At 64.4% G+C, this 13,002-nt stretch carries 14 protein-coding genes; 13 read left to right on the top strand and 1 reads right to left on the bottom strand.

Annotated elements, in window-relative coordinates; all coding sequences use genetic code 11:
• Positions 1-8: 8 nt before the first annotated feature.
• Complete coding sequence (gene mqnB / locus KP003_RS01910) at positions 9-749, bottom strand: futalosine hydrolase (protein WP_216497368.1); 741 nt, start codon at positions 747-749, stop codon at positions 9-11.
• A 496-nt stretch (positions 750-1,245) separates the two neighbouring features.
• On the opposite strand from mqnB, the gene gspC reads away from it, so the two are divergent.
• From gspC to gspN, 13 genes are all read left to right on the top strand, one after another.
• Entirely contained in the window at positions 1,246-2,145 is a 900-nt protein-coding gene (gspC, locus tag KP003_RS01905) for a type II secretion system protein GspC (protein WP_216497369.1), read from the top strand.
• 66 nt (positions 2,146-2,211) lie between these two features.
• Complete coding sequence (locus KP003_RS01900) at positions 2,212-2,592, top strand: four helix bundle protein (RefSeq protein ID WP_216497370.1); 381 nt, start codon at positions 2,212-2,214, stop codon at positions 2,590-2,592.
• Positions 2,593-2,624: 32 nt separating this feature from the next.
• Entirely contained in the window at positions 2,625-4,553 is a 1,929-nt protein-coding gene (gene gspD / locus KP003_RS01895) for a type II secretion system secretin GspD (protein ID WP_216497371.1), read from the top strand.
• Positions 4,554-4,569: 16 nt separating this feature from the next.
• A complete protein-coding gene (gene gspE / locus KP003_RS01890) occupies positions 4,570-6,132 on the top strand; it encodes a type II secretion system ATPase GspE (RefSeq protein ID WP_216497372.1) in 1,563 nt (520 codons plus the stop codon).
• Positions 6,113-7,315 (top strand): type II secretion system inner membrane protein GspF, encoded by a 1,203-nt coding sequence (gene gspF, locus KP003_RS01885; protein WP_216497373.1) that lies wholly within the window; start codon positions 6,113-6,115, stop codon positions 7,313-7,315. The genes gspE and gspF overlap by 20 nt, the downstream gene beginning before the upstream one ends.
• A gap of 38 nt (positions 7,316-7,353) precedes the next feature.
• Positions 7,354-7,797, top strand: coding sequence for a type II secretion system major pseudopilin GspG (gene gspG / locus KP003_RS01880; protein ID WP_275423218.1), 444 nt, complete (start codon positions 7,354-7,356; stop codon positions 7,795-7,797).
• 95 nt (positions 7,798-7,892) lie between these two features.
• Positions 7,893-8,414, top strand: coding sequence for a prepilin-type N-terminal cleavage/methylation domain-containing protein (locus tag KP003_RS01875; RefSeq protein WP_239027591.1), 522 nt, complete (start codon positions 7,893-7,895; stop codon positions 8,412-8,414).
• Positions 8,411-8,755 carry a prepilin-type N-terminal cleavage/methylation domain-containing protein gene (locus tag KP003_RS01870; RefSeq protein ID WP_216497374.1) on the top strand — a complete coding sequence of 115 codons (345 nt, stop codon included), beginning with the start codon at positions 8,411-8,413 and terminating at the stop codon, positions 8,753-8,755. Before KP003_RS01875 ends, KP003_RS01870 begins: the two co-directional genes overlap by 4 nt.
• Positions 8,745-9,386, top strand: coding sequence for a type II secretion system protein GspJ (locus tag KP003_RS01865; RefSeq protein WP_216497375.1), 642 nt, complete (start codon positions 8,745-8,747; stop codon positions 9,384-9,386). Before KP003_RS01870 ends, KP003_RS01865 begins: the two co-directional genes overlap by 11 nt.
• A complete protein-coding gene (gene gspK / locus KP003_RS01860) occupies positions 9,383-10,312 on the top strand; it encodes a type II secretion system minor pseudopilin GspK (RefSeq protein ID WP_216790334.1) in 930 nt (309 codons plus the stop codon). The genes KP003_RS01865 and gspK overlap by 4 nt, the downstream gene beginning before the upstream one ends.
• Positions 10,312-11,601, top strand: a complete 1,290-nt coding sequence (gene gspL, locus KP003_RS01855; protein ID WP_216497377.1) for a type II secretion system protein GspL — start codon at positions 10,312-10,314, stop codon at positions 11,599-11,601. The genes gspK and gspL overlap by 1 nt, the downstream gene beginning before the upstream one ends.
• Positions 11,598-12,140 (top strand): dehydroquinate synthase/iron-containing alcohol dehydrogenase family protein, encoded by a 543-nt coding sequence (locus KP003_RS01850; protein ID WP_216497378.1) that lies wholly within the window; start codon positions 11,598-11,600, stop codon positions 12,138-12,140. The genes gspL and KP003_RS01850 overlap by 4 nt, the downstream gene beginning before the upstream one ends.
• A complete protein-coding gene (gspN, locus tag KP003_RS01845) occupies positions 12,141-12,977 on the top strand; it encodes a type II secretion system protein GspN (RefSeq protein ID WP_216497379.1) in 837 nt (278 codons plus the stop codon). It abuts the gene before it with no gap.
• The last annotated feature ends 25 nt before the right edge of the window (positions 12,978-13,002 follow it).

Here is a 13,002-nt window from a genome sequence, read left to right as displayed (position 1 = left end):
AGCCCCGTTCAGTGGATGCCGGGCAGGACGGCCGCCTGCTCGAGGTAAACGGCGAGAAACCGCTGGACCTCTCCCACCGCACGCTTCAGATCCCAGCGCGAGAGGTCCCGGTCCTCCACCATGTTGCTGATGCCGCGGACCTCGAGACAGGGAACGCCGTACATGAAAGCCACCTGGGCCACGGCGGCACCCTCCATGTTCTCGCAGACTCCCGGGAAGCGCCTCAGCAGCTCCTCCCCCCGCCGGGCGGTGCCGGAGCAGGTGGAAACGGTGAGGAAAGGGCCCATGACGGCCTTGAAGCCGCCGGCTGCGGCGCGATCCAGGGCGCGACGCGCCACCTCCTGGTCCAGCGGGATCCGGTTGAAAAGCCGCTCGCCCCTCCCCTCGTACACGGGTAGGCCGATCAGGTCGAGCCCGCGCCATCCGGAGGGGGTCTGCACCCCTTCATCGGCGAGGCACTCGCTGTCGGCGACGGCCAGATCGCCCACAGCCAGGCCTGATCCGGCGAAAGCGCCGCCGCAGCCGGTATTAATGATGAGATCCGGGGCGTAACGCTCGCACAGGAGGGTGGCGGCCGCCGCCGCGTTGACCTTCCCTATCCCGGTCTGGGCGAAGAGGAGCTCCGCCCCCCCCTTCTCGGCGCGGTGAACGGGGAGGTGCCCCCCCCCTGGCAGCGCGGCTGCCGAGGTGGCGATCAGCAGCTCTGAGAGTTCCATCCGGGTCGATGCGGTGACGATGATGCGGCTCATGCGCTCTCCTGCAAAGTTTTTGGTGCGCGAGTGTAGCACAGCAGGGAAGCCGACTTCAACGCCTAGCGGCGCCGGGGAGTCAAATAACCGTCACACGTCAATAAAACGCTGCTTCCGCCCCCCCTCTCTCCGACGCGGCAACCGCCACCCGCGTCCCTCGCCCGGCGTCTTCATTGGAAAAAGTGCGGCAAATCATGCTCCATCTGTTACAATTGTTCCCGCATCCTCGCGCCAGATGCGGCGGCACAGCTTTTGCTGATACAGTGGCGCTTGATTAAGGTACGGGTACCGCCGGCTCTCATTTATCCGCTCTCCCCTCTCGTGAGCCGTTGACAACGGTGGTCCCGGCCTCGGGTAATGCCAAGGCATGGTGAGGGGGAAAAGGGAGCCGCCGGGATGCCGAGACCGGGGTCCCCGCACCCCCTTTTTTGTTGCATAAGTCAAGGGCATCTAATATATTCGCTCAGTTCCAACTACTCGCAAAGAAGGGTCTTTCATGCCGCGCTGGATTCTCCCCCTGAACATAACCCTCGGCCTGGCGATCACCGCAGTCGCGGCGCTCATCGCAGCGGATTTATTGAGCGTCAAGATCGCCGCCCTGTATCCCAGGAACGCCCAGAAGCAGGTCGCGGCGCAGGCTGCCGCAGGACCGGCCGCAAGCCAGGACCTGCTCAGCTTCGCGCCGATCCTGGAGCGGGGACTGTTCGGCAAGGCGACCCAGGGAAAACTCACCCCGCTGCAGCAGCAGGCGGCCGCAGGCCCGGCTGCGGCGGCGCGTCCCGCCGCATCCGTCGGCGACCTGATCCTTCTGGGGACGGCGGTCGGCTCCTTCCGCGAGACCTTCGCGCTGGTGCAGAAGACCTCGAGCCACGAGGAACGGGTCTTCCGGCTGGGGGACACGGTATTCTCCTCGGGGCCGCTGGTCTCGGTGAAGAAGGACGTGGCCGAGATCCTGATCGGCGGCAAAAGGGTGAAGATACTCACCCCGATGGCCGCCGCGGCAGAGGCTGCGGCCGCCCCCGCGGCAGCACCGGCCGGCGTCGCCGGAGGTTCCGGCCTGGCCGCCCCCTCCGGCGGAGGGAACTACGTCATCGACCAGCGCGCGCTCAACGCCGCCCTGGACAACATCGGGCAGGCCATGACCGACGCGCGCCTGCTCCCCAGCATGAAGGACGGCAAGGTCGAGGGGTTCCGCGCCTCGGAGGTGAAGCCGCAGGGGATCTTCGGCACCGTCGGCATCAGAAACGGTGACGTCCTCCTGAGGATGAACGACTTCCCGATCGACTCGCCGGAGAAGGCGATCCAGTCCTTCGCCTCGCTCAAGGGGCAGAGCAGGATCAAGCTCGACCTGATCCGCGACGGCAAGCCCACTACGTTTACTTACGACATCCAATAAAGCAGGAGCAGATTAAGACAGAGATTAAGACTAAGCAGAGGCAATAGTCCAACGCATGAGGGCTCCATGTACCATAGTTTCAAAGACATGCCGGTTTGGCAGGACGCTATGGACGTGGCTGAGCGGGTGCACAAGGCAACGGAACATCTCCCCCGCAAGGAGGATTACGGCCTGACTTCACAGATTCGCAGATCCGCCCTCAGCATATCAGCAAACATTGCTGAGGCTTTTGGAAGAAAGCACCTGCTCGACAAGATCAACTTCTACTATCACGCCCGGGGTTCGCTTACGGAGACGCAAAACCACATCGAGTACTCGAGGAGGGTGGGGTACCTCACCCCGGAGGACGCCGATTCTCTCGACGGAGCTCTGAATAAGCTGTACCTGGAGATCAACAAGATAGTGGTAACTCTGAAAGAACTGCAGTCGGGTTTAACTAAATCTTAATCTTTATCTTAGTCTGCCTCTAGGGGGTTTCCTTGAAAAGAAGAGTTGCGCGCATCACTGCCATGCTCATGTTCCTGCTGGCTGCCCCGAATCTCGTCCTCGCCAAAGGGGTGGTGCTGAACTTCACCGACGTGGACATCGCCACCATGGTGAAATTCGTCAGCGACCTCACCGGCAAGAACTTCATCATGGACGACCGGGTCAAGGGGAAGATCTCCGTGTTCTCCCCGGCCAAGCTCTCCAACGAGGAGGCCTACAACGTCTTCACCTCGGTGCTGGAGCTCAAAGGGTTCACCGTGGTGCCGGCGGGCAAGGTGATGAAGATCGTACCGACCGCGGCCGCGAAGCAGGCCGGGATGAGGGTCCTTAGCGAAGGGGACAAGGGTGTGGTGAACGACAGCTACCAGGCCCGGGTGATCCAGCTCGAGCACGTCCCCCCCCAGGACGCGGTCACCTTCCTGCAGCCGCTGGTCTCCAAGGACGGGCAGATCTCGGCCTTCGGCGCCGCCAACCTGATCCTCGTGGTGGACTCCGCCTACAACATCCAGAAGATCCTCGGGATCCTCAAGCATATCGATACCGACCAGGTCCGCGAAGGTGCCGAGCTTGTCTTTTTGAAGAACGCGGCGGCCGACAGCGTGGCCACCATGGTCAAGGACTGGCTCTCCGGCAAGCAAAGCGGCAAGGCGGGCACCGCGCCGGGGGCCTCGACCGGCTCCGTACCCGTGGTCGCCGACGCAAGGCTGAACGCCCTGATCATCTTCGGCTCCGACAAGGACAAGGCCGACATCAAGAAGCTGATCGCGCTGGTCGACGTGGTCCCCCCCACCACCAGCAGCAAGGTGAACGTCTACTACCTGGAAAACGCAGAGGCGACCGAGGTCGCCAAGGTGCTGGAAGGGCTTGTGAAGGGAACATCCAGCGCGGCTCCCGCTGCCGCCGGCACCGCTGCGGCACCGCAGCAGGCGGTATTCGAAGGGGGCAAGATCACCATCACCCCGGACAAGGCCACCAACTCCCTGGTGGTCATGGCCTCCCCGACCGACTACCAGAACCTCCTGCAGGTGATCCAGAAGCTCGACAGAAGGAGCCGCCAGGTCTTCGTGCAGGCGATGATCGCCGAGGTATCGGTGAACCGGGCCAAGGACCTCGGGGTGCAGATCGGCGTCATCGGCGCCGCCTCCAACGGCACCGTGGCCACCATCGGCACCTTCGACCCGTTCGGCACCGTGGCCGGCCTCTCCACCACGGCCGCGGCGGCGAAAACACTTGGCATGGACGTGACCCTGGGCAAGATCAACGTCCCGGTGGTGCTGCAGGCGCTGCAGACCAACGGCGCCCTGAACGTCCTCTCCACCCCCAACATCATGACCAGCGACAACAAGGAAGCCGAGATCTTCGTGGGCGAGAACGTCCCCTTCGTCTCGGGGACCAACCTCACCTCGACCGGGCTCTCCCAGCAGTCCATCGAGCGCAAGGACACCGGTATCATCCTGAAGATCAAGCCCCAGATCAGCGAGGGGGAGTACATCAAGCTCGACATCTACCAGGAGATCTCGGCGGTGAAGGACTTCGGCACCGCGACCAGCCCGAGCCTCGGGAGCACCAAGCGCTCCGCCAAGACCTCGGTGGTGGTGAAGAACACCGACACCGTGCTGATCGGCGGCCTGATCCAGGACACCGACCAGGTGACCGAGAGCAAGATCCCGCTCCTGGGCGACATCCCGGGCCTTGGGTGGCTCTTCAAGACCAAAACAACAAAGCGTGACAAGACCAACCTCCTGATCATGCTCACCCCGCGCATCATCAAGGACGCGCGCGACCTGGCCGAGGTCTCGGTGACCCAGAGGAACAACTTCTCCGACGCCGTGAAGAACGACGCCCCCTTCAACCTGGAGCGCGCTCTCGAGGAAAAACCGAAGTCCGTGACCGCGGACAAGCCCGAAATTCGCAACCAGTAACGGCGGACAGACTCCCATGGCAGAAACGCTTGATCTAGAAAGCATAGCGGAACGTCTCGGCCTCCCCTTCCAGGCCGAGATCGACGACTCCAAGGTGGACGGCGCGCTGGTGACCCGGGTGCCGCTCAACTTCGCCCGCAACAACCTCCTGCTCCCGCTGCGCGAGGAACAGGGGACCGTGATCGCGGCGAGCGCAGACCCCGCCAACCTCCTCGCCATCGACGAGATGGCGGGGCTGTTCCAGCTCCCGGTCTCCACCGTGGTGGTGCCCCAGCCGGTCCTGCTCGACGCGGTGAACCGCCTCTACTCCCGGCTCTCCGGCTCGGCGCAGGAGGTGGTCGAGGAGCTCGAGGGGGAGGAACTCTCCACCCTGGCCACCTCGTTCAACGAGCCGCGCGACCTGATGGAGCTGACCGACGAGGCGCCGGTGATCCGGCTTTTGAACTCCATCCTGTTCCAGGCGGTGAAGGAGCGCGCGAGCGACATCCACATCGAGCCCTTCGAGCGCGAGCTCGAGGTCCGCTTCAGGATCGACGGCCTGCTCTACAAGATGCTCTCCCCCCCGAAGGTGATCCAGGAGGCGCTCACCTCCCGCGTGAAGATCATGTCGGGCCTGAACATCGCCGAGAAGAGGCTGCCGCAGGACGGCCGCATCCGCGTGAAGGTCGCCGGCCGCGACGTGGACATCCGCGTCTCGCTGATCCCGACCTTCTTCGGCGAGCGCGTGGTCCTGAGGCTTCTGGACAAACAGCGCGGCGTGCTCTCGCTCAAGGAGATCGGGCTCTCCGACAAGAACGACCTCCTCATGGAGCGGCTTTTGTCCCGCACCAGCGGCATCATCCTGGTCACCGGCCCCACCGGCAGCGGCAAGACCACCACGCTCTACGCGGCGCTCTCCCAGATCAACTCGCCGGAGAAGAACATCATCACCGTCGAGGACCCGATCGAGTACCAGTTGAAGGGGGTGGGCCAGATCCAGGTCAACCCGAAGATCGACCTGACCTTCGCCAACGGGCTGCGCTCCATCCTGAGGCAGGACCCGGACATCGTCATGATCGGCGAGATCCGCGACGCCGAGACCGCCGAGATCGCCATGCAGGCCTCGCTCACCGGCCACCTCGTGCTCTCCACCCTGCACACCAACGACGCCGCCACCGCGGTCACCCGTCTCATCGACATGGGGATCGAGCCGTTCATGGTGGCCTCCTCGCTCTCGGCGGTGCTGGCGCAGCGGCTGGTGCGCGTCATCTGCCCGCACTGCAAGGAATCCTACACGCCGGACCGAAGCTACCCGGGGGTCGAGCTCCCGCCGGTTCTCTACCGCGGCCGCGGCTGCGACAAATGCTTCAACCTCGGGACCATCGGCCGGGTCGGCATCTACGAACTCCTTCCCATCGACGCGGAGCTCTGCTCCATGATCATCCGCCAGTCATCCTCCGGCGCCATCAAGGAGTACGCCGTCTCCAAGGGGATGCGCACCCTGCGCGAGGACGGCCTCATGAAGGCGGCCCAGGGGATCACCACCATCGAGGAGGTCCTGCGGGTGACCCAGGACGACTATGCCGACCTTTCGCTATAGCGCATTCAACCAGAAGGGGGCCGAGGTCGCCGGGACGGTGGACGCCGCCAGCGAGAGCGAGGCGCGGCTCCAGTTGAAGCAGAAGGGGCTCTTCGCCAAGGAGATCGCCCCCGCCGCCGAGGCCGGCTCCCGCTGGTCGTTCAACTCCGGCGTCAGCGTCCCCGACCTCTCCCTCGCCACGAGAAGGCTCGCCACCCTCCTCGGGAGCGCCGTACCGGTCTACGAGGCCGTCGCGACCCTGTGGGAGCAGGAGGCGCCGGGCGAGCTGAAACGGGTGCTCGGGCGGGTGCGGGACCGGCTCGCCGAGGGGCAGGGGCTCGCACAGTCGCTCGCCGCCGAGCCGCAGGTCTTCTCCGAGAGCTACATCGGCATGGTCGCCGCAGGCGAGGCAAGCGGCGCGCTCGAGGTGGTGCTGGAGCGCCTGGCCGAGTTCCAGGAGGACCAGGCCGAGGTGAGAAGCCGGGTCATCACCGCCCTCATCTACCCCGCCATCATGGTGGTGGTCGGTATCGGCGTCATGATGGTGCTCCTTGGCTTCGTGGTCCCCAAGATCTCCGCCGTCTTCGAGAGCAACAAGGCGACCCTCCCCCTGGTCACCGTCCTTCTGATCAAGGCCAGCACCCTGGTCAGAAAGGGATGGTGGATCATGGGCGCGCTCGCCTTGGGCGCCGTCGCGGCCTGGAAGCGGGCGAAGGCGAACGAGGAATTCCTGCAAAGGCGCGACCGGTTCCTCCTCAAGCTCCCCATGGCCGGCCAGCTCTGGCGGCGCCTGGTGCTGTCCCGTTTTGCCAAGGTGCTCGGCCTATTGCTGCAGAGCGGGGTCCCCATCATCAAGGCGATGGAGATCACCGGCGAGGCCGTGGTGAACCGGGAGTACAAGTCCTTCCTCGCCCAGGCGCGCGAGACGCTGATCCAGGGGGGAAGCCTCTCCGCGACGCTGAAGGCGAGCCCCCTCTTCCCGCCGCTTCTGACCCACATGACCGCCGTGGGGGAGAAGAGCGGCGAGCTGGACGCCATGCTGATCAAGGCGGGCGACGCCTTCCAGAAGGAGTTCAACGCGCAGGTGACCCGCTCCATGGCGCTGCTCGAGCCGATGCTGATCCTGGGCATGGGGCTCACCATCGGCTTCATGGTCATCGCCGTGCTGCTCCCCATCATGCAACTGAACCAGTTGGTCAAATAACTGAAATGACACCATTCCATACTTTGCGAGGTCTATCCATGCTGAAGACAATGAAAGACAGCCGCGGTTTCACCCTGATCGAACTTATGGTGGTCATCGTCATCCTGAGCCTTCTGGCCGTCCTGGTCGGGCCGAAGATCATCGGCCGCAGCGACGACGCCAAGGTAGCCGACGCCAAGGTGCAGATCAGGAACATCGAGACCGCGCTGAAGCTCTACAAGCTGGACAACGGCAACTTCCCGACCACCGAGCAGGGGCTGCAGGCGCTGGTCACAAAGCCGACCACCGGCAAGATCCCGAACAACTACAAGGCGGAGGGGTACCTGGAGAACAAGAACGTCCCCAAGGATCCCTGGGGCAACGACTACCTCTACCTCTCCCCGGGCGAGCACGGCGATTACGACCTCTCCTCCTACGGCGCGGACGGCGCCCGCGGCGGCGAAGGGAAGAACGCCGACATCGAAAGCTGGAGCATGAAGTAGCGTGCAGGGGAGTGGACACACCGCCCGGACTGTAGGGGCGAATAATCATTCGCCCCGCCTCATGGTGCACAAGAGGAAAGACCCGTTTGGGACCTGTGAGTAAAGGCAAAAACCAAGAGCGCGACCACGCCGGCTTCACCCTGCTTGAGCTGATGGTGGTGATCTTCATCATCGCGCTGGCGGCGGGGATCGTGCTGCCGCGGCTCCCCGAGCCCGAAGCGACCCGCCTGAAGAGCTCGGCGCGCAACCTGGCCAGCGGCCTCAGGTTCCTCAACGACCAGGCCATCGTCACCAAGAAGGTCTACCGCCTGCACCTGCAACTGGGGGAGAACACCACCCGCATCACCGAGCTATCCCCCTCCGGCGAAGAGCTGCAGCCGGGGGACCAGTTCATGGGGAGGCGGCTCATCGAGGAAGGGATCGACATCGAGGATGTGAACCTGCCCACCCAGGGGGTCGTGACGGAGGGTGAGGTGATCATCCCCTTCGGCCCCGGCGGGGTGGCGGACGGGGTGACCATCCACCTGAAGGCGGGGGAGAAGCATTACACGGTCACCGCGAACCCTTCCGGCGGCAAGGTGACCGTGCAGGACGGCTACCAGGAGGTGAGCTCGTGAGAGGTTTCACGCTGCTCGAGGTGATGATAGCGCTCGCCATCACGGCCGGTGTGCTCCTCACCGTGATCTCCTCGGTGAACCACCACCTGGCCACGATCTCGGCCGATACCGAGGAGACCACGGCCGTGCTGCTGGGGCGCGCCAAGCTGGAAGATCCCGAGTTCGCCAAGAAGAGCGACACCAAGGGGACCTTCGCCCCCGATCATCCCGACCACAAGTGGGAGCGCGAAATAACCAAGACAGAGATCCCGGGCCTGAACATGATCCGATTGACCGTCATCTGGGCCAACGACACAAAAAGGCTGTCGCTTGTGCAATACGCACCGCAAAATGCGCAATAACAAGGGCTTCACCCTCATCGAGCTCCTGATCGCCCTGGCGCTTCTGGTGATCCTCGCCGGCGCCCTGTACGGCACCTACTTCTCGGTAGTGGCGGCGCGCGAAAAGGGGGGGACCCGGATGGAGGAGCGCCGGGAGCTCTCCGCGACGCTCGGCAAGCTGCACGATGAGCTGACCTCGGCCTTTTTCAGGATGGCCTCATCAACCACCGGTACGACGACACCCGCGGCAACGACGCAGCGGTTCCATTTCGTGGTCGAGGACCGGGACAGCTTCGGCAAGCCAGCCTCGCTGCTCCAGTTCACCGCGCTCACCCCGCCCCGCATCGACCCGTCGCCGGCGTCCGACCTCATGGTGGTGCGTTACTCGGTGCGGGAAAAGGAGGAGGACCAGATCCTCACCCTGGTGCGCGAGGCCCGCGACCTTTATCTCGATGCCAGCGTGGCGTCGGTCCCCTACCCCGTCATGGACCGGATGGAGGGGTTCCTGGTCGAGTGCTGGGATGGCGGCAAGTGGGTCAAAACCTGGGACACGGCGCTCAACAACAAGCTGCCCAACAAGGTAAGAGTCACGATAACGGCCAAGGGAGGCGAGGTCTTCAGCACCATCGCCACCCTGAGGAAGACGCCATGAGGGGGGAAAGGGGATTCGCCCTCGTCATAGCGCTCATCGTGACCACGCTCCTCGTGGCGCTTCTGGCCGAGTTCGTCAACGAGGTCTACGTCGACACCTCGCACAGCCACAACTTCGTCGCGTCCCAGCAGGCAGGCATCCTGGCCGAGTCGGGCGTCGCCGGAGGGATGAAGCTGCTGCAGGTCTGCAGCACGCTGCGGCTTGGGGAGCAGTACAGCTCTCTGCTGGAGCCGTGGGCGAAGCCGCAGTCCCTGGACGCGGGCAACGGCACGGTTACCGTCACCATCGAGGAGGAGAGCGGCAAGTTGGACCTTAACGCCGCGACCTCGCAGACCGGGACGCCGGACCCGTTCCAAAAGGATGCGCTGCTGAGGCTTTTCGACAACCTGAAGCTGTCGCGCGATCTTTACGACCCGCTGGCCGACTGGGTCGACACCGATGACACGCCTCGCCCAAACGGCGCGGAAAAGAACTATTACGGCACCCTCAAGCCCCCGCACCTGGTGCACAACGACAAGCTGGACACCCTCGAAGAGCTCGCTCTGGTCAAGGGGTACACCCCGGAGGTGCTGGCGAAGCTGCGCGGCCTGGTGACGGTGTACGGGGTCGCCAACGGCACCGCCGCACAGATCAACATCAACACGGCCCCCAAAGAGGTCCTCATGTCGCTTGACGACCGCCTCATGACCGGGGACCAGGTGGCCCAGATCCTGGAGTACCGTAAGACCAAGGTGATAAAGACGCTGGCCGATGTCTTCGGAAGCTCCACGCTCACCCAGGCTCTATCCTTAAAAGTAGGATTCAAGGGATCCATCTACCGGATCCGTTCCGAGGGGAGGGTGGGAGAGAGTGTACGTATTGTCGAGGCCGTGGTGACCGACGTGGAAGGCACCTCGCCCAGGATCCTTTATTGGAGAGAATATTGATGGACATGCTGATCGTACAGCTGAAAAGGACCGAGCTGGTCCTGGCCAGTTTCAGGGCCAAGAAGGGTGGAGCCTCCTTCCTCTCCGCCGAGCGGCACCCGCTTCTGGGTGAGGAGGGGGAACTCTCCCGCATCCTTTGCGGAAGCTCGCTGGCGACGGGAGAACACCGGGTGGTACTCGCCCTCCCCCCCTCCACGCTGTTCATGAGGGAGCTGGAGCTCCCCATCAGCGACCGCGCCAAGGTGCGGGAACTCCTCCCGCTGGAATTGAAAGGGGAAACGGCGCTCGATACCGACCAGCTCGCCTTCGACGCCCTCCCCCTGTCCGGCGGCAAGGTGCTGGCGGTCTGGGGCAGGATCCAGGAGCTCTCCGAGAAGATCGAGATCCTGAAAGAAGTCGGGCTCGAGCCGGAAGTGGTCACCGCGTCCCTGTTCCACTGGGACAAGCTGGCGCCCGCCGCCGGGACCGTGGCGGTGAGCGACGGCGAGGCCGTCGCCGCCTACAGCGACGGAGCCCCCATCTACTTCCGGGCCCTCCCCCCCGGCGCAAGCGAAGCGGATCTGCAGCGCACCGTCGCCGCCCTGGAACTCTCACGCGACCTGCGGGTTGAACGCGTGATCTCGCACACCCCCGGGAAGCAGGAGGAAGCCACCGTCTCCCCCTCCACCAAGGGGCTGTTCGAGGCCTTCGGCGACGACCCGCGCGCCGCGCACGATCTGGCCGGCGCCTACGCGCTGGCGGCAGCCGTGGCCGACAATTCCGCCGTCAACCTGCGCCGCGGCCCGCTCGCCTACACCGCCGCGACCGAGAAGCTGTACCAGCGCCTCAAGGTGAGCATGATGCTGGCCGCGGCCCTCGTGCTCCTCATCTTCGCCGAAAGCGGCGTGCGCTACTACCTCGTCAAACGCGACCTCGCCTCGCTGGACCGCACCATCACCGGCATCTACAAAGAGGTGTTCCCGACCCGGAAGAAGGCGGTCGACGAGGTCGCCGAACTCCGCTCCGAGATCAAGCGCCTGGAAGGTGCCAAGACCTCGAGCAACGTGCTGAAGCTTTTGAGCGACGTGGCCCAGGTCAAGGGGGAGGACGTCTTCGGCATCTACGAAACTGAGATTGCCGGTTCCGACGTCCGCCTGAAGGGGGACGCCAAGAGCATCCAGGCCGCCGGCGAGCTGAAGAGCCGCGCCGCCGCCATCCTCGAGGGGGCAGAGGTGGGCGAGACCAAGTCCCGCCCCGACGGCAGCGTCACCTTCACCCTGAGCGGGAAGATGAAGGGGGTGACCCGATGAACCGCGAAGAGATGATCAACCTCCTGCAGGGACTGGACAACCGCACCAGGCAGCGCATCGGCGTCGCCATCGCCGTGGTGCTCGCCATCGTGGTGCTCCTCTCGGCCGTGAACAGCAGGATCTCCGCGCTGGAACACAAGCGGACCGCCCGCGAGGCCGACATTGCCGAGCTGATGCGCCTGAAGCTCCGCTACCAGGAGGCGAACCAGGGCGCCCAGCGCCTGGCCAACCGGCTCATGGCCACCAAGCCGGACGACTCCCCGGCCAAGATCGTGGAGGAGATCGGCATCAAGGGGCGCGCAAGCCAGATCAAGTCGGTCAAGGGGGATGACATCCCCGGCTACGTCGAGGATGCCGCCGAACTCCGCATGGAGGGGCTTTCCGCCAATGAGGCGGTCAACCTGATCTACCGTTTGGAAAAGGGGGCGCGACCGGTCACGGTCAAGAAGGCCCTGATCAAGCAGAGGTTCGATGACCCCTCCAGGCTCGACCTCACTCTCACCATCGCCCTGATCAAGCCGGCACCGGTGGGGAAATAGATGAAGAAACGCACCCTTTACCTCGCCTGCGGCGTTCCCGCCACGCTTTTTTTGTTCCTGCTCCTGACGCTGCTTTTCACCCCCAACCACGCCATCAAGGGGGTGCTGGTCCGGGCAGCAGAAAACGCCGGGTACACCCTGGAGTGCACCGGCTTCGGCAAGAGCTTCCCGCTGGGGCTAAAGGCCGACAAGGTCGAGCTCGGCTCCGAGAAGGGGGCCATCCTCAAGCTGGGGCAGGTGAAGGTGCGGCTGGAGCTGCTGCCGCTTCTTACCGGCAAGGCGCGCCTTGCCTACCGCTGCAGCATCGGCGCGGGGGAGGCCGCGGGGGAACTCGACCTCGGCAGGAGTAAGGGGTGGAGCATCCAGTGCCGCGGAGTCCGGCTCGAGGACATCCCCTTCTTCAGCACCGTGGCCGAAGCCAAGGTGAGGGGGGAGCTGAAGCTCAACGGCAAAATGGAGGCGAACAAGGGGGGAGGCAGCGGCGACCTGCAGCTGGAGGTCCGCGCCGCCGAGGTTGCCGGCGTGAAGATCGGGTCCATGCCGCTTCCCGATGCCTCCTACCGCGAGGTGCGCGGCGCCCTTAAGATCGACAAGGGGCGCGCCGTTTTAAAAAGCTTTACCTTAAACGGCGACGGCATCTACGTCCGCCTCTCCGGCGACACCGTTTTGGGAAACCCGGTCGGCGCGTCGCCGCTCAACCTGACCATGGAGATGATGCCCAAGCCCTCCTTCCTGGAGCGCCAGAAGTTCGTGTTTTTACTGCTCACCAAGTACCAGAGTTCTCCGGGGGCCTTCAAGGTTCCCATAGGCGGGACCCTGGCCCACCCATCGCTGTAACTTTTTCAGAACGAAGTTTGACAAC

This window comes from Geomonas diazotrophica (genome assembly GCF_019063885.1).
Lineage (GTDB): Bacteria > Desulfobacterota > Desulfuromonadia > Geobacterales > Geobacteraceae > Geomonas > Geomonas diazotrophica.
Note: the sequence above shows the minus strand (reverse complement) of the source record. Positions and strands in the feature narration are given on the sequence as shown.